Here is a 24,887-nt window from a genome sequence, read left to right on the forward strand (position 1 = left end):
GGAGAATGTTTGCATGGGTTTTATTCTTTATTTGATCGTCGGAGGTATCATCGGTTGGTTAGCAGGTCTTATTTTAGGTAAAGACGTACCAGGTGGCGTTATCGGTAACATCATCGCTGGTATCATTGGTGCTTGGCTTGGTGGATTGATCTTCCCTGATTTCGGACCAATCATCGCTGACATCGCGATTATTCCAGCACTTCTTGGTGCGATTATCTTGATCTTGATCGTATCGTTCGTTATGAAATCAATGAACAAAAAGCGCTAATCCAGTGCTACAAAAACGGGACCCTCGACACGAGGGTCCCGTTTTTCCGTTCAACTTAACAGTAAATACATCGCCCCGTCGCGTTCGATGAAGCGTTTATCCGTTTCTAAACCGAGCAACGTGAAAATCGATTCGAACAGCGAGCGATCGTAACGCCACTCGATCCCAAGCTCTGTCTCGATTCGTTCATTCGGTTCACCGAGGAGGGCGACCATATCGTCCGTCCGTTTGTCCAAATCGATGTCAATTTGGTTCACTTTCTTTTTAACAAATGTCACATCCATGCCGTCATACCGCCACACGTCGCCGTCCCGTTCAAGCGGTTCACCGAGCTGTTCGACGACCGCCTTCTCCCGCTTGTTCATAACCGACTCAATCGTTTCAAGCGAATGCCCGGTCCTCGCCTCGACTTCAATCTCGATCAGCTCGACCCGCTCGATATCGAACTGACCGGCGATCGTCTCGTTCGCTTCGGGCTGTAGCGCGAAAGCGAGCTGTTCCTCCCGAACGAGCGTCACCGTCTCCGTTCGCGTGACGGTCTCCCCGTTCACGACCGCGACGGCTTTGACGTCGTACCGGCCTGGCATCCGCTCGACCGTCAAGCTGTCGCCCGCCACATCAATCCGGCCTACTTGTGTCCCATCGACCCATATGTTCGTCAACGGCACGTCTGACGTCGCAACGAACGTTTGCGGTAACAGCTCAATCCGATAATCCGCAAAACCGAACCGGCCGTCTCCCGTATCAAGCAAGCGGAACAACCCGACTGACTCCATACCTTGACGTTCATCGGCGCGGTCCGCCGCCACCTCAGAGATCGCCTCACCTCGAATCGATTTCTCTTCGTTCAGCCAACGCATGAACCGGAGTGCCTCAGCGCGCGTAAGCGGCTCAGTCTCATATTCAACCGTCTGCTCAAAGAAAGCGACGTCTTCTGTCAACAGAGCCTCTTTGAATCGAACGTGGATTTGCGCGTTCGCCTCCGCCGGCTTATAGCCCCATATATAGATTGCCCCCGTCGCTAAGACGAGCAAAACGGCTAGGACGATGACGAGGCGAATCTTGCGCTGCCTTGTCGTCTTCTTCGATCGTTCATACGCCATTCTCTCCACTCCTATCACTTTCTCTTGTCCTTCTATTGTAGGATGACGTGAGAACGAGGACAATCATTCTTTCGCCTGAACTTCCGTGTTATGATGAAATCGATCAGTCATTTCATGAATGGAGGAAATACGATGCATACCGATGCCAATTGTATCTTTTGTAAAATCGTCAACAACGACATCCCTTCTTACAAAGTGTACGAAGATGATGACGTCGTCGCTTTTCTCGACATTTCCCAAGTGACGAAAGGCCATACCCTCGTCATCCCGAAACATCATGCCAAAAACATTTACGAACTTCCGAGCGACGTCGCAAGTGACGTCTTTAAAGCAGTCCCGGGAATCGCGAGCGCGATTCAACGCGAAACGGGCGCGATCGGGATGAACGTCCTCTCGAACGCCGAACAAATCGCCGGTCAGACAGTGTACCATTTCCATATTCACTTGCTCCCGCGATACGGCCACGAAGACGGCTTCGACGCGAAATGGGAAACCCATAACGATGCGTACACGCCAGAAGAAATGAGCACGCTCGCGGCTCAAATCAAACAACGTGTTTGAACGAAACAAGCGGACCAGACTCCTCCGAGAGCCTGGTCCGTTTTCTTGTGTGTCATGACGAGTTGATCGAATTGAAGTGCCGCTTCCGCTCTTCTTCAATTTGTGCCCGTTCTATTTGCAATTTGATCGCATGCTCATACAGTTGCTGACGAGATTTGACAGACTCCGCTTGTTCGAACTCTTTTCTTAATTCATTTAGACGGGTGTCGATTTCAAAAAGTCGCTTTTCAAGCAAAGTTTGTTTACGCGTCTGTTCGTTCTGTTCTGACGCTTCGTATCCCGCCTCGAGTGCTTCCATTATTTTATGTGCCCAAGGGTCATCTCCCAGTTGTTTCGCCGCGTTGTACAAGTCTAGCATGTCATCGAACCAACGCTTTTGCTTGTCCACTGGAGGTCACCTTCCTTTGACCTCATTTTAAAATAAAATGATTTTTCGGTCAAAATTGAATGTTCTGAAAAATTTTATTTGAGATATAGGTTTTTAATCTCTCTTTTTTGGTAAAATAATATGAAAAGAATGTATTCTAGCATTATCGTGCTTGAGGAGGGGAATGTATTGTCGAGTCACAATCGTCGCGAGTGGGTTGCTTTTGGCTTTGTCGTAGCGTTTTTAGGCGTAGCGACAGTGAAAAAGATTGCTCGTGGAACAGCCAACGATGCCGCATCGAATCAGCATCGGGCGTCTACAATCACTACGTTGAAAGAACAATTCCAAAAAGTTGCCAAAGATGCTTCACAAGTGGTGGCGGCTGGTAAGTTACAAGGCAAAGAATTGACGGATCAAGTGAAAGCCGAGGTCGAACGCTATCAACAAGACATTCAGCCTTCAATCGAGCAGATCCAAGGAAACCTAAACGAGCTTTCAAACGTACAGTCAGATATGACCGAAGCGAAAGCGAAGAAGACCGACTGACCGGTCTTTAGGCATCGTCCGTCGTTTTAGTCACTTTGTATCCGGAAAGGATGAATTGAGATGGAACATGAAAAAGAATTCTCTGGCCCTGAGGCCATGCTCTATAGCCATAAAATCATTCAGCTCAGTAAAGCATTGTGGAAGACGGTCGAAAAAGACTGGCAGAACTGGATCAAGCCTTTCGATTTGAACATAAACGAGCATCATATTTTATGGATCGCCCACGCGCTCGGTGGCGCCTCAATCTCTGAGATTGCGAAATATGGCGTGATGCACGTATCGACCGCGTTCAACTTTTCGAAAAAATTAGAAGATCGTGGTCTCCTCACGTTCTCTAAAAAAGAAACGGACAAACGTAATACTTATGTACAGTTGACACCTGAAGGCGAAGCGCTCTTGCTCGAAACGATTCATGCGTTCGATCCTGAAGAGAACGGTGTGTTCCGTGCCTCGCTCCCGTTACAGGAGTTATATGGGAAGTTCCCAGACTTGACGGACATCACGGCCATCGTCCGCCGCCTTTACGGCGATAACTTTATGGACATCTTCGCTGAAACATCAAAAATGATTTCTGAAGAGGCCGGACGTCGTCCCGAGGATGACGAAGTGACTAAAGAAGCTTGACGTGTGCATACAGGGGCTCTGTAACTTCGAGAGCAATCCCTTGTTTGACGCACGCCGCCAAGGTGACTCCAGGGTCTAACGACGGATGCAACATCCCTACGAAACTGACGAGCAAAGGCTCTACGGACGACAAGCCGTAACGCCTTTGCTCGTTTTGTTGATGGCGAATCTCGTCGAGCAAGCGATAGAAGTCCGCAACTTCTTCTTTCGTCAAGTTTGCTTTGATGACTTCATATTCAAATGGCCGGCTCGACCAATCGACTAGTCCGAGCAACAGCTCCATCTGAAAAGACAACTGATTAACTTTCTCTTCTAACGACACGTTTCCCACCCCATCATTTCACATTCTCTTTCATCATTATACGATACGTTTCTGTGCTATGATACTACACAGGTAACCGAACAGCTGTCATCATTAACAAAATGTGGTATAGTCGAACATAGAAACTTATAGATTTTTAGGGGTGGAATATATGTCAAACGGAATGACGAATGAACCAAACAAACAAAACAAAAAGTTTTCAACTGGTGCCCTTGTCGGCGCATCGGCAATCGCGCTTCTCATCGGTGCAGGTGGAACGTACGCTGCAACGAGCGGCGGATCTTCTGACAACTCAACTGTTGTCTCTTTCGAAGGTGGCGAAATCACGCGCGGTGAAATCGCGAACATGAGCTACGACCGTATGGTCCCACAACTCGCTTTCCAAGAAACGATGAACGCACTTCTCGAAAAAGAGTATGGCGACAAAGTCGAGCAAGAAAAAGTCGACGAAGAGTTCAGCAAGACGGAAGAGCAGTTCAACTCGAAAGAAGAGTTCGAACAAGCGATCCAACAGGCTGGCATGACAGACACGGATGAGTTCAAAGAGGCGCTCCGCGGCCAGATGCTCGTCGATGCTGCGAAGTCTGAACTCGTCGACGTGACGGACGAAGAAATTGAAGCTCAATTCGCCAAAGAGAACGTTGAAGTCAAGGCGAGCCACATCCTCGTCGAGACGGAAGAAGAAGCGCAAGCGATCATCAAAGAAATCAACGATGGCGCTGATTTCGCAGACGTCGCGAAAGAAAAATCGACAGACGGTTCTGGTGAAAAAGGCGGTGACCTCGGTTACTTCTCACTCGGCGCCATGGTTCCTGAATTCGAAAACTACGCGTTCCAAGAAGATGTCGTCGGTAAAGTCTCAGAGCCGATCCAATCACAATACGGATTCCACGTCATCAAAGTCGTTGACCGTAAAGAGAAAGATCTCAAACTCGAAGATGAGAAAGACCGCATCCGTGAAGAAGTGGCAACTGAAAAGGCAGCTTCAGTCGACGCCAACAAAATCTACGCTGAGTTGATTGAAAAATACAACGTTGACGTGAAAGACGCGAAAGCCTCAACACAGTTCGACGCAGTAAAAGACGCACTCAAAGCGGAAGAAGAAGGAACGTCAGAAGAAGCACCGGCCGAAGAGTCGACAGAACAATAAGCAACAGGCAGGCGTCCCGCGGGATGCCTGCCTTTTCTTATAATTTCGGTTTGTAAAACGCCCGGTTATCAAGCGCCATGACCCGTTCTGTGAACGTTCCTGGCTCAACACCTTCGAACGCCTTATCGAACATGTTCATCCGGGCATCGATGTTGTCGATGAAGAACAGCATCTCCGCTTCCGGAAGTTGCGGCGCGTTTGCCGAGCCCCACTCCGGCTTCCCGTGATGACTCAAGACGAGATGTTGTAACAACGTCGTGACTTCGCGGTCGGTCCCGAGCTCGCGGGCTACGACTTCAATCTCGGACGACATGAGCGACAAGTGACCGAGCAGCTTGCCTTCGAGCGTATATTCCGGAGTGATCGCGTCCGACAGCTCGATGACTTTCGCCAAATCGTGCAAGACGACACCTGAGACGAGCAAGTCACGGTTCAACTGTGGATACAAGTCACACATCGTTCCAGCAAGCTTGAGCATCGACATGACATGGAACGCGAGACCTGAATAGACCGCATGATGATGACGCACCGCCGCCGGATACGTGAAATACGTCTCTTCGTTTCGGTCGACAATCGTCGTCACGAGTTCCCGCATACCCTCGTGACTGATTGCGTCGATATACGCCCGGATCGTCGTCTCGAGCTCCGACCTCGGAATCGGCGCAGAGCGGACGTACGGGGCGATGTCCGTCTCCCCTTCGATAATCGAGATCTGCTTCAGTTTGAGTTGCGTCCGGCCCCGATAGTCCATGACTTCTCCTGAGGCGTGGACAATCTTTTTCGTCCCGTACTTCTCTGTATCGGCGCTATCCCACACCTTCGTCTCGATTTCGCCGCTCTCATCGCATAAAACGAGCGTCAGATAAGGCTTCCCGTTCCCGGCGAGCCCTCGATATGATTGTTTGATCATTACATATTGGTTTAACGTGTCGCCCACTTTGAGCTGACCGATTTTAGTCGTCAATGAAAGCACCTCTCTTCTTGTCAGTACTTCCATCTTAACGAAAGTTCGCCTTAGATGCCAACTTTCTCAGTAAACCGGGAATACTTGAGGAGAGAAGAAAATTGGGGGAATACAAGATGAACTGGACTTGGTACACACGACCTGAGGAAATCGTACACGTTGACGACTACTATATGGAAGCATACACGTATTGGCTCGAACAACTGACAACGGCCAAAGTGACGAAAATCATCGTCGAGCAGGACTACATGTACGGTTCGCTTACGCTCGACTATGAGCAGCTCGAACGCGAACCGCAGAAAATCGGTCATTACTTCGTGACGCGTGACTTTTTATGGACGATCGGGTTTGATGATCTGTATTGCGATAGCGTCGCAGCGAAACAATATGACACACCGATTGAAGCGTTCTATGACCTGCTCGCCGAAAAGATGGATTATTATTTCCACGGGATCGATGAATACGAGGAACGTCTGATGATGGCACAGCGTCAAATGAGCGGTCAAGTTCCGCCTGAGTTCATGAACGAAATATTTTGGCTGCGGAGCGAGATTGAACGCTGGTCAGATACCGTCGTCCCGTACCGCGAGCTACTGATGGCGGGACGAGAGGCGTTCCTCGACATAGAGTTGAATGAGCTGAAGTCTTATCGCCTTGCTGAGTACCGTGTCGACCGGCTGTTGACGTTGATCGAACACTACCAAGGCGATGTCATCGCCTTGACCGACCTCGCCTCGACGCTGTCAAATTTCCGTGGCAACGAGATCATGAAGGCGTTGACCGTCTTCACGGCGCTGACGACACCGGTCGTCGCCTTCGGTGCCGTCTGGGGCATGAACTTTAAACAGATGCCAGAACTCGAATGGCCGCTCGGCTATCTATTCGCTTGGGTCATGATTGTTCTCTTCACGGGCTTAGTTTACGCTTGGTTAAAACAAAAAAATTGGATTGGTTCTCTGTTACAATTCCCGAATCAAATCCGTAACCAAAAACAAATGGAAAAACAGAGGAAGAGAACAAAACAGTAAAAAAACGAACAAAAGTTCGCTATAATGAAAGGAGTCGATTGAAACAGAAAGGAGATGCCGATGGAACGTTTAATCATACATGTCGATATGGATGCGTTCTATGCATCCGTCGAACAACGAGACCGCCCTCATTTGCGAAATAAGCCCGTCGTCGTCGGTGGCGCCCCCCACAGCCGTGGAGTGGTCGCCACCTGTTCGTATGAGGCGAGGAAATACGGCGTGCATAGCGCCATGTCGTCACGCCGGGCGTTCGCCCTGTGCCCGCAAGCGACGTTCGTCAAGCCGCGCTTTCAGGCGTATCGGCAAGTGAGCCAAGACGTGATGGAGATCTTCAAGTCCGTGACGCCATTTGTCGAGCCGCTATCGCTCGATGAAGCGTACCTCGACGTCACCGAGAACTCACTCATGAGCACGTCGGCTCCTTACGTGGCGCGCTACATTCTTGGTGAGATCAAACGCCGGACCGGACTGACCGCTTCCGCCGGAGTCGCTCCGTCCAAGTTCGTCGCCAAAATCGCCTCCGGGTTCGACAAACCGAACGGCCTCACTATCGTCGCCGCGGACGAAGTCGAGTCGTTCCTCGCCCCGCTGTCAATCACGGCGATGCACGGTGTCGGGAAAGTGACTGCTCAAATCCTCTTCAAACATGGCTTTGAAACGATTGCCGACATCCAGCAATCGCGACCTGAACAGTTGAAGGCCATCCTCGGCCATGACCGTGGTGTCCAGTTATACGAACTCGCACACGGACGTGACAGCCGTCCCGTCGTCCCGACCCGTGAACGCAAGTCGATCGGCTCGGAGACGACGTTCGCCTTTGACCTCGACGACCCGGAGGAAGTGTATGAGCGCGTCATCCCTGAGATCGAAGACGTGTTGCAGCAGCTCGACCGCCGTGAATTGAGTTGTCAAACCGTGACGATCAAAATCAAAACGAGCGAGTTTCAAGCACGCAGTCACCAGATCAAGCTGAACCATCCGACCCATGACCATGATGAGATCAAACGGCTTTCCCGACGCTTGTTCGACGAGATGTCAATCAACGAGCCGGTCCGTCTAATCGGCATGACCGTCTCCGATTTGATTCCCCGAACGGAGACGGCCCGTCAGCTCACGTTCGACGAACTAACGAAACCATCGCTTGAAGAATGAATGGTGATTCAGTACAATGGAAAGAAAGGGGGGGATCCGTTTGAACATGTACACAGTCACTGCGTTCGAGAATGACGGCACGATTTTACTTAATGATTCATTCGAGGCAACGAACGACGAAGAAGGAAAAGCGACAGGGCTAGCGATGCTCCATGAGGCCGGTCACGACCATAAAGGAGCGCGCATCGTCCGCCAAGGGCAACTCATCTATTTCGAACGGTGCAAACTTCCTGGAAAACTAAAAGGCACGGCCTCATAACAGAAGCGCCCCGGGAACCCGAGGCGCTTGTTTATTCGCTATATTTAGTCTCCCATTGTTCGCGCCACGTCCAATAATCGGGATGTAGCTCTTCCGACGTTTTGCCGTCTAGCGAATACGAACTGCCGACGAGCGGCTCGGCCGAATCCGGGAACGACGTACCGCCGATGATTTCACCGTCCACCATCATCACAAAGACGTTCGCCTGACCGAGCGGATGGTTGCGGACGATAAAATGCTCTTGCCGAATGTTGCGTCCGATGTATTCATCCGGAGGCGTCGTCTGGACTTCCCACGTACTACGAGTCAGCAGCTCAAGCAAATCCGATTTCTCAAAGCTCGACGTCCGATTCCCTTTATAAGAGACAAGCTCATAACCTTGCTCTTCTAAATACGCTTCGGCCATTTTGGCGTCCGCCCCTAGCGTCGGCTCCGGCTTCCCACTCGCATCTGAACAGGCCGCGAGCAAGACGACCGCCAACAAGATGCCGATTCGTTTCCACATCATCTGTCCACCTCATCAGTTCATTGTTGATAACTTATTCGTCAACTAACAAAAATTTCCTCTTTCAGAATGGGAAGAGAGATAAAATCGAAAAAATCGCGACGACCGCGACAATCAATTGTAGCGGCAAACCAACTTTAACGAAATTGAAAAAGCGATAGCCGCCGATACTGAACACCATAGCGTTCGTCGGTGAGCCGAACGGCGTCATAAACGCGAGTGATGCCGCAACCGCGACGGCGACGACGAGCGGCACCGGACTGACTTCAAGTGACGCGGCGAGCGATAAGGCGAGCGGTGCGAACAAGACGGCCGTCGCCGTATTGGAGATGATTTGACTGAGCACCATCGTTGCGACGAAGATGGCGACAAGCACCCAGACCGGACCAGCACGTCCGAACGACTCACTGATCCATGTGACGAGCCAGGTCATGACACCCGCATTTTCAAGTGCGGTCCCGACTGGAATCATGGCGGCGATCAACAGGAGCGACGACCATTGGACCGACTCGTAGGCAACGTCCATATGCCGGACCGCTCCCGTCAGCACCATCGCGATGGCCGCGAGCCAAACGGCAACGGTCGGGTCGACCCATTCGAAGACGAGGAGCACGATCATGACGAGCATGATGAGACCGGCCGCGAGTTGATGGCGCTCGGACACAGCTCGGTTGGCGACATCGGTCACGCGCTCGTTCGCGAGCAACAAGTGTGTCTCGTCACCCGCTTTTTCTAAATCGCCCCACTCGCCTTGGGCCACGAGCATATCGCCTCGCTCTAACGGGACATCTTTCAACCGTGTCATCGCAATTTCTTCGTTCGGGCGGATGACTTGAAGCACGTTCAAGCGGTAGTCATTCCGCAACCGACTCTCCGAGAGACAGTGACCGATGAGCGGGCTATCAGACGGGACGGTGAAAATAGCGACGCCTGACTCTTTCCCGTAGACATCTTTCAGCTCCATCGGTTCAACGACCACCCCTTCTTGACGGGCGACGCGTCGAACATCCGCTTCTGCGCCGCTAACGAGGACACGTCCCTCATAGAGCACCGTATCGGCTCGGGCCGTGACGAGTCGATGCGCGATCCCTTTTCGCTTTTCACCGAGGACGATCAAACCGTCACGTGACCACTTCACATCTCGGAGTGTTTTCCCGACGAGCGGATGACCTTTCGTGAGCGTGAGCGCGTAGATGTTCAACTCGGGCATCGGCAGACGGGCGACGACGACCGAACGAACCTCGCCCGCATCGAGCAACCGGTTCCCGATGACATAAAAGTAGAGCAGCCCGACGACGGCGGCGGCGAACCCGATCGGCAGTAGCGAGAAGAAACCGAGCGTTCCGACTGAGGCACCACGGAGCGCCTCGGCGGCGACAAGGTTCGGTGGGGTCCCGATGAGTGTCATCGTCCCGCCGATGCTTGAAAAGAACGCGAGCGGCATTAACAGTTTTGCCGGATTCGTACCCGTTTGTCTCGACATGGCGAGAACGACCGGGATCAAGAGCGCGACCGTCCCCGTGTTCGACATGAGACTCGATAGAAACGTCACGGTGACCATCAGAACGAGAAATAGACGCACCTCACTCCCTTTCGCATAAGGAATGAGCCCAGCGCCAAGCCGTTCGGCGAGCCCTGTATGAAACAGGCCCGCTCCGACGATGAATAGTCCGGCGATCATCAAGACGACCGGATTCGAGAAACCCGCCATCGCTTCGACAGGCGACAGTTGCTGTGTCAATACGAGCGCGACTAGCCCGACGAGTGCGACGAGATCGGCCCGCAACCAGCCCCCGATGAAAAAGATGATCATGACCGCTAATATGAACAAGGTGACCATGACGTCCACCCTCTCTTGTGAATTGATGTACAAGGTTATTATACCCCATAATATGTAAGCGCTATCATAATGAATTTGACAAGTCGGTCAACAAAAAAAACGGATGGCTCGAAAGCCATCCGCACAGGTGTTATTGAACTTCGTTTTCATTAACCATCGGAGCGTATAGCTCTTCAAGTGGTTTCATGATAATTTTTGTCACTTCTGTGACCAGTTGATGCATGCGTTGCTCTTCTTGCATGAGCTCCATGATCAATTCGTTCTGTTGAACGCTCATCATTTTCGTTTGAGCATCCATCATCTCTTGTTCTGAGATTTCTTCGCCTTGCATTTGCTTTTGCTGAAGCGTCATTTGGATATCACGGAAGTCAGCGAACAACTGGTTCGCTTCTGCATCCGCATTGACACGATCGTATAATGAAGAGAGATTTGTGAACTCCTCAGATTCGCGAAGTGCTTTTTCCAATTGGTTAGCATGATCGTACAAGTTTGTTTGTGACATGTGACGTCCTCCTAAATACTATTAGGGCCGTGGCCGATCAAACGATGGCAATCAACCCTTGAATCAAACCAATCATACCACCTAACAGCGCCCCAAGCCATGTTATTGCCCGGAACTCCCGTTTCGAGATCGATAAGACGATCTCCTCGAGGTACGACGTATCGAGCGATTGGACTTGCTCTTGCACGATTTGATCGATTTTCAGACGGTCCATCACCGTCTCCATTTGATTGGTGAACCGCTCGATGACGAGCTGAACCCCGTTCGGGACGAGATCGTCGACGATGCGCGTCTCGACGTCTCGTGTATACGAATAGACGGTCCGGTCGAGCAATTCGCCGATCGGGAGACGGGTGATGACTTCTGTCGTCACCCCATCGATCAATCGGTCTTCTAATCGCTCATCTAAGAGTGTGTCGACCGTACGCTCACTGAACCGTTCGAACTCGCGCGTGATCATCGTCGCCATTCCAGACCGAGTCGACCCGCCACGTAAAATGTTGACAATCTCCGGGCGAATCATCTCGACGAAGTTCATATTTTGAATGAACCCGGCGATAAACCCGAGCCGGCGTTGGACGAACGAGTCGACCATATACCGCAGCTGAGCCTCTCCTTCCGCCGAATAGAAATACTCTTCTGATTTGACGAGCATCGCATCGACGATTTCCGGGATCACGTCACGGACACGGTCCATCCCGTCCTCACCGAGCAGTTCGTACAGCTTGCGTGACTTGACGTCAGCAAGTACGAGCCGGAGCTCTTGACGGAGTTTCGTGTCCGCTTCCGTCAACACACGCGACTCGGCGTCCGGATAAAGCGGTTCGACTAGTGTACGGATCGTCTTGTCCGAACGGAGCATCGTCCGGACTTCCTCTTGGACGAAATAGGTGATGTGGCCGCTCACTTGTTCGTCGAGCAGGCGCTTCCGCATCCCTTCAGGCGTCAACAAGTGTTTCACGACCGTCTTGCCGAGACTCGTCGCCAATTCGTCGCGGCGTTTCGGAATCAACCCCGGTGTGAACGGTACTCGGACTTTTCCGATGTACTTTGGCTCGTGGGGCCGAAATAACATTTTGATGGCGAGGAAGTTCGTCACTCCCCCGATTGTCGCCCCAATGGCGATCATGATGAATATTTTTAGTAGACTATCCAAACTGCCTGCCCCCGTTCTGAAATATGATACATTGTTGAAGAGGTGATTGTGTTGACTACGTTTGATCGTATTAAATCGATTTTCCCGACCGTTGTCCATCGGTCGGAAGACGCATCCGGAGACTATGCTTGGTATCAAGCACATGACGGGACCGTGTTCGGCTTGCCAAAAAGCGAGTTGAACGAGCGTGAACGGCAACTGCTCGAATGGTCGGCGACACCGTTTTTGACGACCGCCGACCCCCGTCAAGAAAAATGGCAAAACCGCCTGCTCACCGATTCATATCGGATCGCGCAACCGTTCCGTCTGTTGTCGCTATCGCTCCACTATCAAGAGAGGGAATCGCTCGAGCAATTTTTAGAGATATTACACGACTTCATGCCAGAAGCGGAGATTGTCGTCATGACGCGACATCACGTTGAAATCATTGAGATGAACCAACTCGTCGACTTGTCTGATTTCGAGGATGTATTGCGTGCCGGCGCGAGCGACTGCTACGTCGAAGCGCACGTCATCTTTAGTGAGCGGCCGCTCGGTGTGTTGGGGACGCTTTACCATCAACACATGACGTTGCGCCCGTTCGCGAAACTCCCTACTAAAACTTACCCTGCTAGTCAATTATTATACCATTACTTGCTACAAGACCATGAGACTTTTGCCACACGTCTCCAATTGACCGAGGCGGCGTATTCGATACTCGATAAGACGAGCGTCGAATTGTTAGAGGCGCTGTTCGCAAACTCGCTGAACGTGTCCCATACGGCGAAGGCGCTGTTCATGCATCGGAACACGCTCAATTACCGGCTCGATCGGCTCTATGAACTGACAGGATATGACGCTCGTCAGTTTTATGATGCGAGTTTACTCCAACTGATTGTCACGTTGCACAAATCTGAGTAACTGTTTTTGTGCAACGTGTACATATCTCGTGCAAGCGGTTTCATCGTATAATCAATCTTGTAAGCGCTATTATACAAGAACACATTCTCAGGAGGCTAACGACAATGGCAGAAATTCAATTGAATCATATTGATAAAATATACGACGGTGGTGACGGGAAAGCCGTCAGCGACTTCAACTTGCACATTAAAGACCGGGAGTTCATCGTTTTCGTCGGACCGTCTGGTTGCGGTAAATCGACAACACTTCGCATGATCGCAGGACTCGAAGAAATCTCGAGCGGCGACTTCATCATCGACGGCAAACGCATGAACGACGTGGCGCCGAAAGACCGCGACATCGCGATGGTCTTCCAAAACTATGCCCTCTACCCGCACATGAGCGTCTATGACAACATGGCATTCGGTTTGAAGCTTCGGAAGTTCCCGAAAGAAGAGATCGACCGTCGCGTCCAAGATGCGGCTCGTATCCTCGGACTTGAAGAATACCTCCAACGTAAACCGAAGGCACTCTCAGGTGGTCAGCGCCAACGTGTCGCCATCGGTCGTGCCATCGTCCGTGATGCAAAAGTGTTCTTGATGGATGAGCCGCTCTCAAACTTGGATGCAAAACTTCGCGTACAAATGCGTAAAGAGATCATCCAGTTGCACAACCGTCTCGATACGACGACGATCTACGTTACCCATGACCAAACAGAAGCGATGACACTCGCGACTCGTATCGTCATCATGAAAGACGGGATCATCCAACAAGTTGGTTCACCGAAAGAAGTATACGACAACCCAGATAACATCTTCGTTGCCGGCTTCATCGGTTCGCCTTCGATGAACTTCTTCCGCGGAACACTCGCAGACGGCAAGTTCGTCGTGAACGGCGAAGAAATCAACGTGCCTGAAGGCAAGATGAAAGGTCTTCGCGACCGTGGTTACATCGGTAAAGAGCTCATCCTCGGGATTCGTCCAGAATCGATCCACGATGAGCCGATCTACATCGACTCTCCGACGACACACACGTTCCAAACACACATCGATGTATCTGAACTCATGGGTGCCGAGTCTTACCTTTACGCCGAGCTCGGTGGACACCAGTTCACGGCCCGCATCGACGGCCGCTCGAACATCCGCATGGGTGACGACGTAGAACTCGCGCTCGACATGACGAAAGCACACTTCTTCGACTCTGAGACAGAGCTCGTCATCCGTTAATACAAAATCCCCTCGATTCTTGGAATCGAGGGGATTTTTCGTTTAGCGGGTCGCATAGCGACGTTCGAGCCGATGCTGCCCCGCTTGGATAAGTGTCGACAAGATCCAATAGATCGAGGCCGAGAACAAGAGGAGCGGCATGACCAAATAGGTCGTCGCTGCAATCTGGTCTGAGACGTACGTCAACTCCTGCACGGCGATGACCGACCCGAGCGACGTCGACTTGATGATATCAATCACCGAGTTCGACACCGGTGGGATGGCCCGTGATAACGCTTGTGGGAAGATAATGTCTTTAAAGCGCTTCGCCCGCGGAATCCCGAGGGCGACACTCGCCTCGACTTGTCCGCGATCGACCGAATTGATGGCTGCCCGGAACGCCTCCGAGATATAAGCCGCAAAGTGCAGACCCAATCCGAAGATGAGCGCCTGCATCCCACTCAATTGGACGAATCCGGTCAAGCCGACGTACAAGATGAGCAGTTGCAAGAGCAGTGGCGTGCCCCGGAAGAACGAGGTATACGTCCGAGTGAACAACCGCAACACTTTGATTGGACTGCTGTAAAGTAACGCGATGATCAGACCGAGCACCAAGGCGAGGATAATCGACAGGATACTGGCGATCAACGTCAATTGTACGGCTTCGATATAGGCCGAACGGTTCTCGATGACGGTCGTGATCAGTTCATTCATTGACTGATGTCCTCACCGAAGTACTTATCACCGATTTCAGCCATCGTTCCGTCTTCTTTCATTTCAGCAAGCGCCTCGTTCAACTGATCGAGCACGTCGCTGTCTTGGCGTGTCATGTAACCCGCCTCGCTCTTGTTGAAGACGTCACCGACCGCTTTCACGTCGTAGCCTGTCTTCTCGAGCTCCGTCAAGATGAAGAGACGGTCGTTGAGTGCTGCGTCGAGACGTCCGACTTGAAGGTCTTGCAGCACTTGGTTCGCGCCTTTATAGAACTTCACTTCAGCACCAGCTTCTTCAGCCATCTGGGCGTAAACCGATCCTTGTGTCGAACCGACAACTTTACCGTCAAGGTCGTCGATGCCTTGGATGTCTTCGTTATCTGAAGCGACGATGACTTGTGCACCTGATACCGCGTACGTATCCGAGAACGCATACTTCTCTTCACGCTCCGGTGTGATACTCATTTGGTTCGCGATCATATCGATGCGTTCCGCGTCGAGTGCCGGGACAAGTCCTTTGAAGTCCATCGGCTCATACTCGACCGTATAGCCGGCACGCTCTGCCGCTTCGTTCAACACGTCGATGTCATACCCTGTGATTTCACCTTTATCTTTGTATGTGAATGGCGGGTATGTCGCTTCCGTCCCGACTGTGATGACTGTTTCTTCAGATCCACTGTCCGTCTCTGTACCGCAAGCTGCGAGCACCCCGAACGATGCGCCGATTGCGAGAACTGCCGTTAATGATTTTTTCATGTGATTTCCGCCTTCCTGATAATCCTTATATGATTACATGGTTTTGAGCAATATACTCATCATACTGACGAGGTTAAAAGAAGTCAAACAAAAACCACCGCTCCCAGTTGAGCGGTGGTACACTAGTCAGTCGATTGCTTTTGCTTGCTTCATAACGTCTCGTTCAATCGCTTCACGTTTCGCCGTCGTCGTCTCGGCACTATCCGCGTGAACGCTGAAGTAGAACTTGATCTTCGGCTCTGTGCCAGACGGGCGGAGGCAGAACCACGACCCGTCCTCGAAGACGAATTTGAGCACGTTCGAAGATGGCAAGTCGATGTCATCGGTCGTATTTTGACGAAGGTCGGTCGCGACTTGCAGCTTGTAATCCTCGAAGCGGACGACTTCATAGCCGGCAACTTCTTGCGGCGGGTTGGCACGGAACGATTCCATCATCCGGCCGATCTGTTCAAGCCCGGCTTTCCCTTTCAACGTCATCGATTGAAGCGATTCCTCATAAAAGCCATACTTCTCATAAATCGCTTGGAGCGCGTCATACAACGTTCGTCCCTGCTCCTTATGGAAAGCTGCCATCTCGGCGCCGAGCACGCACGCCTGGACAGCGTCTTTATCACGGCAGAAGTCACCAATCAAATAGCCGTAGCTCTCTTCGTAGCCGAACAAGAACTCGTACTCGCCTGACTCCTCGTACTGTTTGATCTTCTCACCGATGAATTTAAAGCCGGTGAGCGTGTTTTCGAGATGCACGCCATACGCTTTAGCGATGGCCGCCCCGAGCTCGGACGTGACGATTGTTTTCGCGACGAATCCGTTCGCTGGCATCGTGCCGGTCTCGACTTTTTGCGATAGGATGTAGTCCATCAAGAGCGCTCCGGTCTGGTTCCCGGTCAAGACGAACCATTCCCCATCGCGGTCACGCACGGTGAAGCCGACGCGGTCAGCGTCCGGGTCGGTCGCCATGAGCAAATCGGCATCAACCCGGTCACCGTACTCCATCGCCAGCTTGAACGCCGCCCGCTCTTCCGGGTTCGGAGAACTGACCGTCGGGAAAGCGCCGTCAGGTTCGGCTTGCTCTTCGACGATCGTGACATGGTCAAACCCATACGCCTTGAGCCCTTCCATGACCGGTCGGCGACCCGTCCCGTGAAGTGGCGAGAAGACGATTTTGAGGGCGTCTGCTTGGACGTCCTTATGGATTCGAATCGATTGAAGAGCTTCCATGTAAGCCGCATCGACAGACGCATCGACGTTGACGAGCGTCCCGTCGGCGCGGAGCGTTGCTTCGTCTTGGACCGGGATGCTTAACTCGTCCTCGATCGCGTTGACGTAAGACACGAGCTCGTCCGCCTCGGCCGGCGGTAATTGCCCGCCGTCGGCGCCATACACTTTGAAGCCGTTATATTCAGGCGGGTTATGACTCGCCGTGATGACGACTCCTCCAAACGCGCCTAGGTGTCTGACGGCGAATGACAGTTCTGGCGTTGCCCGTAAGCTCGGGAACAAGTAAGTCTTGATCCCGTTCGATGCAAACGTCCGTGCCGACTCGAGCGCGAATTCAGGTGAATAGTGACGTGGATCATGGGCGATGACGACTCCGTGCCGTTTCGCTTCCTCGCCTGACGCCGAAATAAAGTCGGCAAATCCTTGCGCCGCTTTACGAATCGTATAGACGTTCATTCGATTGGCACCTGGTCCGATTTCACCGCGCATACCACCCGTCCCGAATTCAAGCGTCTTATAAAACGCCTCCTCGAGTGTCGTCTCGTTTTGTGACATCTCGTCTAATTCGGTCCGAAGATAAGGTTCAAGTTCCTCATATTGATTCCAACGCTCATATGTTTGTTGCCATGCCATGGTCAATTCCCCTTTCGACGTTCAAATTCAATCGAAGTACTCGCCAATTTGTTCCATCTTGTATACGATGGGAGTAACGAAACTTCGAGGTGATACTATGTTTCCAACTATGCGTGCCCAAGAATTGAAACAAATCGTCCATACGGACTCAATCCGATTTATTGATTGCCGCTATTCATTGAACGACGCTTCATACGGAAAATACGTTTATCGTCAAGGACATCTCCCGAATGCCGTCCATCTCGACTTGATGGAAGACTTGTCAGGCCCTGTGTCCGTTCACGGCGGACGTCACCCGCTCCCGTCAAAAGAAGCGTGGACGGAAACGCTCCGACGCATCGGTATCCAAAAAGACGACTTGATCATTATTTACGACGACGGTTTCCCATACGCCGCACGCGCTTGGTGGTTATTCAAGTGGGCCGGCCATGAGCGCGTCATCGTGCTCGAAGGCGGAATCCAGGCCGGCATCACTTACTGTGGTGAGACAACGACCGAGATTTCGACGTATCCTGCTTCGACATACGTCCCTGATTTCAACGACGATATGATCGCCACAATCGAAGACGTGCGCGCCGCAACGACAACAGGTGGCCTGTATGACTCAAGGACGGCCGACCGTTACGACGGAAGCCACGAACCGATCGATAAAAAAGCCGGGCATATCCCGAACGCCCTGCTTTGCCCATACGTAGACGCCGTCACGGAGCTCGGGACGCTTCAAGACTTTCACGATTTGCGCGAACTTTACGCCAACGTGCTCGATGTCCCGAACCCAATCTTTTATTGCGGCAGCGGTGTCACCGCCTGCGTGAACATTTTGGCATTACATGCGCTCGGTAAAGACGATGTCCGTCTCTATCCCGGCTCATACTCTGACTGGATCAGTTATCCAGAAAATAAGGTCCACCCATAACGGGTGGATTTTTTTATTTCACACTCGTCGGCTTGATGTTCCAAACCGCGTTCGCATATTCCGTGATTGTGCGATCGCTCGAGAAAATACCAGACTTGGCCGTATTGACGATTGAACTTTCCGCCCAACGCGCCTTATCTGCGAACACTTCATCGACGCGTCGCTGTGCCTGCATATAGGACATAAAGTCTTTCAAGACGAGGAAATCATCGTTATAGACGAGAAGCGAATCAAAGATCGCTTGGAACTGATATTCTCCGACTTTATCGAACGTCCCATTGACGAGACCGTCGACGACGTTACGTACTTCGGTGTTGGCATGATAAATATCGGCCGCATGATACCCGCCGAATTTTTTATAGTTCATGACTTCTTGCGGCGTCAATCCGAAAATGAAGATATGGTCGTCACCGACCGCATCGCGAATCTCGATGTTCGCCCCGTCAAGCGTACCGATTGTGAGCGCTCCGTTCATCATGAACTTCATGTTTCCGGTTCCTGACGCCTCGTAGCTCGCCGTCGAAATCTGTTCACTAACATCCGAGCCCGGGAAGATCCGTTCTGCCATCGAGACGCGGTAGTTCTCAAGGAACACGATCTTGATGAACTGACTCGCCCGTTTATCGTTGTTAATCATCGACGCGAGGGCATTGATGTAGCGAATGACTTCTTTCGCGTAATAATAACCTGGCGCCGCTTTCGCTCCGAAGATGAACGTCCGTGGAACCATCGTGAACGTCGGGTCTGTTTGAATCTTTTGATAGAGCGCGTGAATATGCATCGCGTTCATGAGCTGACGCTTATACGCATGCAGACGTTTGACTTGAACATCGAAAATCGAGTTCGGGTCGACACTGATCCCCGTCTCATCTTGAATGTAAGCCGCTAAGTCGAGTTTATTTTGTTGTTTCACTTCCATCACTTGCTCCTGGAAGCTCGTATCTTTCGAGACGTCCATCAACTTCTCAAGATCGTTCGGGTGCTCGATCCATGACGGACCGATTGCGTCCGTGATCAAGTTCGACAGCCGCGGGTTTGATTTCAAGAGCCAACGTCGATGCGTGATGCCGTTCGTCTTGTTATTGAAACGAAGCGGGAACATTTCGTACAAGTGGCGCATCTCGCGTTGTTTTAAAATATCTGTATGAATACGGGCGACCCCGTTCGTCGAATGTGATCCGACGACGGCAAGGTTTGCCATATTAATGTAATTGTTCGAGACGATTGCAATCTCACCCATATGCGGTTCAAGGTGTGGATAATTGACGAGCACGTCTTTACAGAACCGGGTATTAATCTCATTAATGATTTGATAGATTCGTGGTAATAGACGCTCGTACATCTCGACCGGCCACTTTTCAAGCGCCTCGGCGAGAAGTGTATGGTTTGTGAACGACATGACACTCTTCGTCACGCGCCACGCCTCATCCCAGCTATACCCGTGATCATCCATCAAAATCCGCATCAGTTCAGGGATCGCGACGACCGGGTGGGTATCGTTAATGTGGACTGCGTAGTAGTCACCTAAATGTTTGAGTGATTTGTTGTGTCGCAAGTAAGACGCAATCATCGATTGGACACCCGCTGACACGAAGAAGTACTGTTGTTTCAAACGGAGCACTTTACCTTCATACGTCGTGTCATCCGGATAGAGGAACTCTGAAATTGTCGCAATCGACTGCTTGTGTTTCAACAAGTCTTTGTACGACCCTTTCGTGCGTTCCATATACTCTTCGTCATCAAATGGCGACTCCGCGTTCCAAAGCCGGAGCGTGTTCACGACGTCGTTCTTGTAACCGATGACCGGCATATCGTATGGAACGGCGCGGACGACTTCGTCTGGGTGATGAACGACACGGAGACGGTCTCCGATCTGCTTCATCTCGATCCAGCCCCCAAAATTAACGTCAACGGCACGATCGGCGCGACGCGTCTCCCACATATTCCCATTACGGAGCCAGTTATCCGGCAACTCGACTTGATAGCCATCGACGATTTTTTGTTTGAACAAACCATAACGATAACGAATCCCGTTACCGTGACCGGGCAGACTGAGCGCGGCAAGTGAATCGAGGAAACAAGCGGCTAGACGGCCGAGGCCGCCGTTACCGAGTCCAGGTTCCGGCTCGAACTCCGTGATTTCCGTGAAATCAAAACCGAGTTCTTCAAGCCCTTCTTGGACAACTTCTAAAACGTCCATACTGAGTAAGTTGTTATAGAGGAAACGGCCTAACAAAAACTCGAGCGAGAAATAAATGACTTGCTTGCTCTGTTTGGCTTCTTGCTTGTCGCGTGTGTTGATCCATTTCGGAATCGCTTGTTCACGCACCATCGTTGCCAACGTTTGATACACTTCCTGCTCGGTCCCTTCATCGAACGATTTCCCATTTAAGGCGACGAATCTTTCTTGAAACGAAGTGACGAAGCTCTGTTTATCTGTAAACATATATGTGTAAATCTCCTTCCAGTCATGCGAATAGGTGATATAACTCACGGTATTGCTTAGCGGATTGTTTCCAGCTGAAGTCCGAAGTCATCGCTTGATGGACGAGCGCATTCCAAGTGTTATCCTCGTAGAAAACACGAATTGATTTTTCAATCGTCGCGAGCATCTCGTGAGCGTTGTAGTTCAAGAAACCGAATCCAGTCCCTTCTTGCGTGTAATCATTGTAAGGTTTGACCGTGTCTCGAAGTCCGCCTGTCTCACGAACGATCGGAAGTGTTCCATAACGCATCGAAATCAATTGGCTAAGGCCGCACGGTTCGAATCGAGATGGCATCAAGAAGGCGTCTGATCCCGCATAAATCAAGTGGGCCAGTTCGATATCGAACCCAATGTAAGAACCGATTTTCCCAGGGTGGGCTGCCGTCATCTCATGGACAATCGCCTCATATTCAGGTTGACCCGATCCAAGGAAGACGAACTGACAGTCCAAATTCCCCAACTCATGGTTCACCGCATGAATCAAATCGAGACCTTTTTGCTCGACGAGACGACTCACAAATCCGATCAACATGATATCATCACGCACTTCGAGACCGTACCGTTCTTGAAGCATGCGTTTGTTGGCAAGCTTTCCTTCTTTGAAAGTGTCGAGATCATACGTTTGTGCGATTCGTTTGTCCGTGCTCGGGTCGTTCGTCGCCAAATCGAGACCGTTCAAGATGCCGCGGACGTCGACGGCACGGTGGCGTAGTGCCGCATCTAAACCTTCGCCGTAGTAAGGTTCCATGATCTCATCGCGATAAGACGGACTCACCGTCGTGATTTGGTCGGAATGGACGATGCCGGCCTTCATGTAATTGACGAGGCCGTTATGTTGGATGCCCTCTGCCGTGAAATGCTCGTGCCCAAACTGCAGCAGTTCACCGAGCACAGCTTCTGGGAAAATCCCTTGGTATTGCAGGTTATGGATAGTAAAGACCGTTCGAATCTTTTGGTACGCTTCGATGTGTTGATAATGGATTCGTAGAAACGCCGGAACGACACCCGTCTGCCAATCGTGGCAGTGCAACACGTCCGGCACTTCTTCAATCTGTCCGATCATCTCAAGGACGGCCCGGGAGAAAAAGGCGAATCGTTCTGCATCATCGTAATGACCGTAGAGCACGCCTTCGCGATTAAAATAGTACTCGTTATCGATAAAGTAATACGTGATCCCGTCGCGCTCTAACTTCAAGACGGCCCCGAACTGCTTACGCCAGCCGACCGGGACGAGCAAATCGAATAAATATTCCATCTCATCGACATATTCTTGCGCAATCGAGCCGTACTTCGGCATTACGACACTGACATCTTCACCGAGGCTAGACACCGCTTGAGGGAGCGAGCCAATCACATCGGCAAGCCCCCCCGTTTTCATGAACGGTGCCGCTTCTGAAGCGACATACCATATTTTCATAATATCCTCCTTTAAACCGTTGTCCGTTTTCTGATGACGATCGGTTCATCGACCGTTCCACGAATGACCTGTCCACGTTTCACGACCACTTCTTTGTCTAAAATGGCGTTCTCGACGACAGCTCCTTCTTCGATGATCGACTTGGATAAAATGATTGAATTTTTGACGCGCGCATGTTCACTGATGACCACACCTCGGAACAAAATACTATTTTGAACTTCTCCACTGATTTTACATCCATTGGCGACTAGCGCTTCATTCACTTTCGACCCTTTCAAGTAGCGAGTCGGCGGCTCATGTTTGATCTTCGTGTAAATATGAGGGAAGTCGTAGATGATTCCTTCTTGGCGAAGTAAGCGCATACTTTCATTATAGTACGAAAGCACCGAATGAATCACCTGCATTTTACCCGTATAGTGATATCCATGAACGTGGAGACGGTGGAGCTGGGGAAGAATAACTCCATCTAACAAGTCATACTCCCCTTTTGACGTCGCTTCATCGACGAGGCGAAGGAATAAGTTTTTCGACATGACGATTGTTTCCGTATATGCATGCTCATCGTCCGGACTAAAGCCGCGCTCCCCGATTCCGACGACACGGTCATTCTCCCCGAGTCGAATCGGACGACAGTAGCCGCATTTTTGTTCATGCTCCGTATAGGCGAGCGTGATGTCCGCCCCCATCGATTTATGATGTTCGAGCATGTTTTGATAATCGATTGTCGTCAACACGTTCGAGCCGGTGATGACAACGTAGGCTTGTTTGCTACGCACGAAGTGTTCCCTGTGCATCGAGAAGTTCGCTAAATCTCCGAGATAGGCTTCGCCATCCGGTTTAAGCGCCGGCGGGAAGATATGCAATCCGCCTTGTGAGCGGTCAAGATCCCACTCTTTTCCTGATCCCACATGGTCCATTAAAGAACGATACTTATCAAGTGTAAAAATTCCAACTTGATCGATACCTTGGGTAATCATATTCGTCAATGTAAAGTCGATGAGACGATAACGCCCCGAGAACGGGACAGCTGCTAAGTTGCGATGTCCCGTTAACTCCGGGAATAACCCCTCTTCGGTACCTAAGTTGATGATTCCTAACAAATCATTCGTCAACAATAACGCCTCCTTGCGTCGGTCTATTTTATAATCAAGCACGTTGCTTGAAGACTGTTCCACTTTCGATATTTTCATGCGGCTCGATGACAACGATGTCGCCCCCCGGCTCACCAACTGTCGCGCCATCTTCAATGACGGCACAGCTGGCAACAATGGCTCGATGAATTGTAACGTCTTTCCCGATGCGGGCCCCTGGCATGATGACGGAGTCTTTCACGAGCGACCCTTCGCCGACACGCACGTCATAGAACAAGACCGAATGTTGGACTTCTCCTTCGATCCGGCACCCTTCATTGATGACCGACTGCTCGACACAAGCATCTTTTCCGATGAATTGCGGCGTTTGGTTCGGGTTGACCGAGTAAATTTTAAAGTCTGGGTCATATAAATCGAACGGTGGATCTTCTTCGAGTAGGTCCATGTTCGCTTCCCATAGCGACTGGATCGTACCGACGTCTTTCCAGTAGCCTTTGAATTTATAGGCAAAGACATTCAATCCGTCGAGGAGCGTGTTTGGAATGATGTTCTTCCCGAAGTCAAAGCTTGACGTCTCGTCTTCTGCGTCTTGAATTAAGTGTTCCCGCAACACTTTCCAGTTGAAGATATAGATTCCCATCGACGCCAAGTTGCTCTTCGGCTTCTCAGGTTTCTCATCGAATTCTTGGATCCGTAAATCATCGCCCGTATTCAAGATGCCGAAACGCGGTGCTTCATCCCATGGTACGGCCATGACTGAAATCGTCACATCGGCTTGTTTTTCTTTATGGAAATCGAGCATTTTCTCGTAATCCATTTTGTAAATGTGGTCTCCCGACAAGATCAACACGTACTCCGGATCGTAGGCATCGATATAACTTAAGTTCCGATAAATCGCATTCGCAGTACCTTCGTACCAGTTTTTCCCCGACTGAGCTTGGTATGGTGGCAGGATAGCTAATCCGCCATTGCGGCGATCCAAATCCCAGGCAGACCCGATGCCGAGGTAACGGTTTAATTCTAACGGCTCATATTGTGTCAACACACCGACTGTCGTGATTCCCGAATTCGTACAGTTCGATAGTGGGAAATCGATAATCCGGTACTTCCCTCCAAAGTTGACGGCAGGTTTCGCCGTCTTCCGTGTGAGAGGCCCAAGTCTCTTGCCTTCCCCGCCAGCGAGGAGCATCGCAACCATTTCTTGCTTCATAGTACTGCCTCCTA

General features: G+C 51.1%; 26 protein-coding genes. 11 read left to right on the top strand and 15 right to left on the bottom strand.

Translation table 11 applies throughout. The features are described 5' to 3' along the window. The first annotated feature begins 13 nt into the window (after positions 1 to 13). On the top strand, positions 14 to 268 hold the full coding sequence (locus EVJ22_RS06585) for a GlsB/YeaQ/YmgE family stress response membrane protein (protein ID WP_070327866.1): 255 nt from the start codon (positions 14 to 16) through the stop codon (positions 266 to 268). 50 nt (positions 269 to 318) lie between these two features. On the opposite strand, the gene EVJ22_RS06590 is transcribed toward EVJ22_RS06585, so the two are convergent. Continuing rightward, on the bottom strand, positions 319 to 1,371 hold the full coding sequence (locus EVJ22_RS06590) for a hypothetical protein (protein ID WP_071399218.1): 1,053 nt from the start codon (positions 1,369 to 1,371) through the stop codon (positions 319 to 321). A 132-nt stretch (positions 1,372 to 1,503) separates the two neighbouring features. On the opposite strand from EVJ22_RS06590, the gene EVJ22_RS06595 reads away from it, so the two are divergent. Further along, positions 1,504 to 1,932, top strand: coding sequence for an HIT family protein (locus EVJ22_RS06595; protein WP_131443531.1), 429 nt, complete (start codon positions 1,504 to 1,506; stop codon positions 1,930 to 1,932). 52 nt (positions 1,933 to 1,984) lie between these two features. Here EVJ22_RS06595 and EVJ22_RS06600 read toward each other — a convergent pair whose 3' ends face one another. Then, complete coding sequence (locus tag EVJ22_RS06600) at positions 1,985 to 2,320, bottom strand: hypothetical protein (protein WP_071399216.1); 336 nt, start codon at positions 2,318 to 2,320, stop codon at positions 1,985 to 1,987. A 168-nt stretch (positions 2,321 to 2,488) separates the two neighbouring features. Between EVJ22_RS06600 and EVJ22_RS06605 the strand changes: the two genes are divergently transcribed. Beyond that, positions 2,489 to 2,845: a hypothetical protein gene (locus tag EVJ22_RS06605; protein WP_233589624.1), complete on the top strand. Its 357-nt coding sequence runs from the start codon at positions 2,489 to 2,491 to the stop codon at positions 2,843 to 2,845. 60 nt (positions 2,846 to 2,905) lie between these two features. After that, a complete protein-coding gene (locus tag EVJ22_RS06610; protein WP_071399215.1) occupies positions 2,906 to 3,469 on the top strand; it encodes an HTH-type transcriptional regulator Hpr in 564 nt (187 codons plus the stop codon). On the opposite strand, the gene EVJ22_RS06615 is transcribed toward EVJ22_RS06610, so the two are convergent. Next, positions 3,456 to 3,800 (bottom strand): DUF1878 family protein, encoded by a 345-nt coding sequence (locus EVJ22_RS06615; RefSeq protein WP_131443532.1) that lies wholly within the window; start codon positions 3,798 to 3,800, stop codon positions 3,456 to 3,458. The genes EVJ22_RS06610 and EVJ22_RS06615 overlap by 14 nt on opposite strands. A gap of 142 nt (positions 3,801 to 3,942) precedes the next feature. On the opposite strand from EVJ22_RS06615, the gene EVJ22_RS06620 reads away from it, so the two are divergent. Further along, positions 3,943 to 4,941, top strand: a complete 999-nt coding sequence (locus EVJ22_RS06620; protein WP_071399213.1) for a peptidylprolyl isomerase — start codon at positions 3,943 to 3,945, stop codon at positions 4,939 to 4,941. 37 nt (positions 4,942 to 4,978) lie between these two features. On the opposite strand, the gene EVJ22_RS06625 is transcribed toward EVJ22_RS06620, so the two are convergent. Further along, a complete protein-coding gene (locus EVJ22_RS06625; protein ID WP_071399212.1) occupies positions 4,979 to 5,938 on the bottom strand; it encodes an HD domain-containing protein in 960 nt (319 codons plus the stop codon). Between the two features lie 83 nt (positions 5,939 to 6,021). Here EVJ22_RS06625 and EVJ22_RS06630 point away from each other — a divergent pair, with 83 nt between their 5' ends. Genes EVJ22_RS06630 through EVJ22_RS06640 form a run of 3 tightly spaced genes read left to right on the top strand, consistent with a single transcriptional unit; the run spans position 6,022 to position 8,344 of the window. Then, positions 6,022 to 6,933: a magnesium transporter CorA family protein gene (locus EVJ22_RS06630; protein WP_131443533.1), complete on the top strand. Its 912-nt coding sequence runs from the start codon at positions 6,022 to 6,024 to the stop codon at positions 6,931 to 6,933. A gap of 60 nt (positions 6,934 to 6,993) precedes the next feature. Beyond that, entirely contained in the window at positions 6,994 to 8,085 is a 1,092-nt protein-coding gene (gene dinB / locus EVJ22_RS06635; RefSeq protein WP_233589626.1) for a DNA polymerase IV, read from the top strand. 46 nt (positions 8,086 to 8,131) lie between these two features. Next, complete coding sequence (locus EVJ22_RS06640) at positions 8,132 to 8,344, top strand: YhzD family protein (RefSeq protein ID WP_233589627.1); 213 nt, start codon at positions 8,132 to 8,134, stop codon at positions 8,342 to 8,344. Positions 8,345 to 8,375: 31 nt separating this feature from the next. On the opposite strand, the gene EVJ22_RS06645 is transcribed toward EVJ22_RS06640, so the two are convergent. The 4 genes from EVJ22_RS06645 to EVJ22_RS06660 all read right to left on the bottom strand — a co-directional run bounded on the left by EVJ22_RS06645 (position 8,376) and on the right by EVJ22_RS06660 (position 12,320). Then, entirely contained in the window at positions 8,376 to 8,852 is a 477-nt protein-coding gene (locus tag EVJ22_RS06645; protein WP_071399209.1) for a hypothetical protein, read from the bottom strand. A gap of 61 nt (positions 8,853 to 8,913) precedes the next feature. Then, entirely contained in the window at positions 8,914 to 10,689 is a 1,776-nt protein-coding gene (locus EVJ22_RS06650; protein WP_233589628.1) for an SLC13 family permease, read from the bottom strand. Between the two features lie 130 nt (positions 10,690 to 10,819). Then, positions 10,820 to 11,191 carry a YlbF/YmcA family competence regulator gene (locus EVJ22_RS06655; protein WP_016510204.1) on the bottom strand — a complete coding sequence of 124 codons (372 nt, stop codon included), beginning with the start codon at positions 11,189 to 11,191 and terminating at the stop codon, positions 10,820 to 10,822. A gap of 37 nt (positions 11,192 to 11,228) precedes the next feature. Further along, positions 11,229 to 12,320 carry a DUF445 domain-containing protein gene (locus tag EVJ22_RS06660; protein WP_071399235.1) on the bottom strand — a complete coding sequence of 364 codons (1,092 nt, stop codon included), beginning with the start codon at positions 12,318 to 12,320 and terminating at the stop codon, positions 11,229 to 11,231. Between the two features lie 75 nt (positions 12,321 to 12,395). On the opposite strand from EVJ22_RS06660, the gene EVJ22_RS06665 reads away from it, so the two are divergent. After that, positions 12,396 to 13,247 carry a PucR family transcriptional regulator gene (locus tag EVJ22_RS06665; RefSeq protein ID WP_071399207.1) on the top strand — a complete coding sequence of 284 codons (852 nt, stop codon included), beginning with the start codon at positions 12,396 to 12,398 and terminating at the stop codon, positions 13,245 to 13,247. A gap of 104 nt (positions 13,248 to 13,351) precedes the next feature. Beyond that, positions 13,352 to 14,452, top strand: coding sequence for an ABC transporter ATP-binding protein (locus EVJ22_RS06670; protein WP_070327880.1), 1,101 nt, complete (start codon positions 13,352 to 13,354; stop codon positions 14,450 to 14,452). Between the two features lie 42 nt (positions 14,453 to 14,494). On the opposite strand, the gene EVJ22_RS06675 is transcribed toward EVJ22_RS06670, so the two are convergent. The 3 genes from EVJ22_RS06675 to EVJ22_RS06685 all read right to left on the bottom strand — a co-directional run bounded on the left by EVJ22_RS06675 (position 14,495) and on the right by EVJ22_RS06685 (position 17,754). Then, positions 14,495 to 15,145: an amino acid ABC transporter permease gene (locus EVJ22_RS06675; RefSeq protein ID WP_016510211.1), complete on the bottom strand. Its 651-nt coding sequence runs from the start codon at positions 15,143 to 15,145 to the stop codon at positions 14,495 to 14,497. Continuing rightward, positions 15,142 to 15,900, bottom strand: a complete 759-nt coding sequence (locus EVJ22_RS06680) for a transporter substrate-binding domain-containing protein (protein WP_071399206.1) — start codon at positions 15,898 to 15,900, stop codon at positions 15,142 to 15,144. Before EVJ22_RS06680 ends, EVJ22_RS06675 begins: the two co-directional genes overlap by 4 nt. 126 nt (positions 15,901 to 16,026) lie before the next feature. Then, on the bottom strand, positions 16,027 to 17,754 hold the full coding sequence (locus EVJ22_RS06685) for a phospho-sugar mutase (RefSeq protein ID WP_071399205.1): 1,728 nt from the start codon (positions 17,752 to 17,754) through the stop codon (positions 16,027 to 16,029). Positions 17,755 to 17,851: 97 nt separating this feature from the next. Here EVJ22_RS06685 and EVJ22_RS06690 point away from each other — a divergent pair, with 97 nt between their 5' ends. After that, the gene (locus EVJ22_RS06690) at positions 17,852 to 18,670 is read left to right on the top strand and encodes a sulfurtransferase (RefSeq protein ID WP_233589630.1); all 819 of its coding nucleotides are present in this window, start codon (positions 17,852 to 17,854) and stop codon (positions 18,668 to 18,670) included. A gap of 13 nt (positions 18,671 to 18,683) precedes the next feature. On the opposite strand, the gene EVJ22_RS06695 is transcribed toward EVJ22_RS06690, so the two are convergent. Genes EVJ22_RS06695 through EVJ22_RS06710 form a run of 4 tightly spaced genes read right to left on the bottom strand, consistent with a single transcriptional unit; the run spans position 18,684 to position 24,873 of the window. Further along, positions 18,684 to 21,116 (bottom strand): glycogen/starch/alpha-glucan phosphorylase, encoded by a 2,433-nt coding sequence (locus tag EVJ22_RS06695; protein WP_071399203.1) that lies wholly within the window; start codon positions 21,114 to 21,116, stop codon positions 18,684 to 18,686. 22 nt (positions 21,117 to 21,138) lie between these two features. Further along, complete coding sequence (gene glgA / locus EVJ22_RS06700) at positions 21,139 to 22,572, bottom strand: glycogen synthase GlgA (protein WP_131443534.1); 1,434 nt, start codon at positions 22,570 to 22,572, stop codon at positions 21,139 to 21,141. Between the two features lie 11 nt (positions 22,573 to 22,583). After that, positions 22,584 to 23,684, bottom strand: coding sequence for a glucose-1-phosphate adenylyltransferase subunit GlgD (glgD, locus tag EVJ22_RS06705; protein WP_131441613.1), 1,101 nt, complete (start codon positions 23,682 to 23,684; stop codon positions 22,584 to 22,586). A gap of 34 nt (positions 23,685 to 23,718) precedes the next feature. Beyond that, the gene (locus EVJ22_RS06710) at positions 23,719 to 24,873 is read right to left on the bottom strand and encodes a glucose-1-phosphate adenylyltransferase (RefSeq protein ID WP_071399201.1); all 1,155 of its coding nucleotides are present in this window, start codon (positions 24,871 to 24,873) and stop codon (positions 23,719 to 23,721) included. Positions 24,874 to 24,887: the final 14 nt, after the last annotated feature.

This window comes from Exiguobacterium sp. SH0S7 (assembly GCF_004337195.1).
GTDB classification, from domain to species: Bacteria; Bacillota; Bacilli; order Exiguobacteriales; family Exiguobacteriaceae; genus Exiguobacterium; species Exiguobacterium aurantiacum_A.

Excerpts from the sequence above, each read along its gene's own strand:
- EVJ22_RS06625 (WP_071399212.1), bottom strand. The coding sequence starts at position 5,938 with ATGGAAGTACTGACAAGAAGAGAGGTGCTTTCATTGACGACTAAAATC.
- EVJ22_RS06675 (WP_016510211.1), bottom strand. The coding sequence starts at position 15,145 with ATGAATGAACTGATCACGACCGTCATCGAGAACCGTTCGGCCTATATC.
- EVJ22_RS06710 (WP_071399201.1), bottom strand. The coding sequence starts at position 24,873 with ATGAAGCAAGAAATGGTTGCGATGCTCCTCGCTGGCGGGGAAGGCAAG.
- EVJ22_RS06585 (WP_070327866.1), top strand. The coding sequence starts at position 14 with ATGGGTTTTATTCTTTATTTGATCGTCGGAGGTATCATCGGTTGGTTA.
- EVJ22_RS06610 (WP_071399215.1), top strand. The coding sequence starts at position 2,906 with ATGGAACATGAAAAAGAATTCTCTGGCCCTGAGGCCATGCTCTATAGC.
- EVJ22_RS06690 (WP_233589630.1), top strand. The coding sequence starts at position 17,852 with ATGTTTCCAACTATGCGTGCCCAAGAATTGAAACAAATCGTCCATACG.
- EVJ22_RS06655 (WP_016510204.1), bottom strand. The coding sequence starts at position 11,191 with ATGTCACAAACAAACTTGTACGATCATGCTAACCAATTGGAAAAAGCA.
- EVJ22_RS06680 (WP_071399206.1), bottom strand. The coding sequence starts at position 15,900 with ATGAAAAAATCATTAACGGCAGTTCTCGCAATCGGCGCATCGTTCGGG.
- EVJ22_RS06650 (WP_233589628.1), bottom strand. The coding sequence starts at position 10,689 with ATGGTCACCTTGTTCATATTAGCGGTCATGATCATCTTTTTCATCGGG.
- EVJ22_RS06660 (WP_071399235.1), bottom strand. The coding sequence starts at position 12,320 with ATGATCGCCATTGGGGCGACAATCGGGGGAGTGACGAACTTCCTCGCC.
- glgA (WP_131443534.1), bottom strand. The coding sequence starts at position 22,572 with ATGAAAATATGGTATGTCGCTTCAGAAGCGGCACCGTTCATGAAAACG.
- EVJ22_RS06630 (WP_131443533.1), top strand. The coding sequence starts at position 6,022 with ATGAACTGGACTTGGTACACACGACCTGAGGAAATCGTACACGTTGAC.
- dinB (WP_233589626.1), top strand. The coding sequence starts at position 6,994 with ATGGAACGTTTAATCATACATGTCGATATGGATGCGTTCTATGCATCC.
- EVJ22_RS06695 (WP_071399203.1), bottom strand. The coding sequence starts at position 21,116 with ATGTTTACAGATAAACAGAGCTTCGTCACTTCGTTTCAAGAAAGATTC.
- EVJ22_RS06595 (WP_131443531.1), top strand. The coding sequence starts at position 1,504 with ATGCATACCGATGCCAATTGTATCTTTTGTAAAATCGTCAACAACGAC.
- EVJ22_RS06645 (WP_071399209.1), bottom strand. The coding sequence starts at position 8,852 with ATGATGTGGAAACGAATCGGCATCTTGTTGGCGGTCGTCTTGCTCGCG.
- EVJ22_RS06685 (WP_071399205.1), bottom strand. The coding sequence starts at position 17,754 with ATGGCATGGCAACAAACATATGAGCGTTGGAATCAATATGAGGAACTT.
- EVJ22_RS06590 (WP_071399218.1), bottom strand. The coding sequence starts at position 1,371 with ATGGCGTATGAACGATCGAAGAAGACGACAAGGCAGCGCAAGATTCGC.
- EVJ22_RS06670 (WP_070327880.1), top strand. The coding sequence starts at position 13,352 with ATGGCAGAAATTCAATTGAATCATATTGATAAAATATACGACGGTGGT.
- EVJ22_RS06620 (WP_071399213.1), top strand. The coding sequence starts at position 3,943 with ATGTCAAACGGAATGACGAATGAACCAAACAAACAAAACAAAAAGTTT.
- EVJ22_RS06640 (WP_233589627.1), top strand. The coding sequence starts at position 8,132 with ATGTACACAGTCACTGCGTTCGAGAATGACGGCACGATTTTACTTAAT.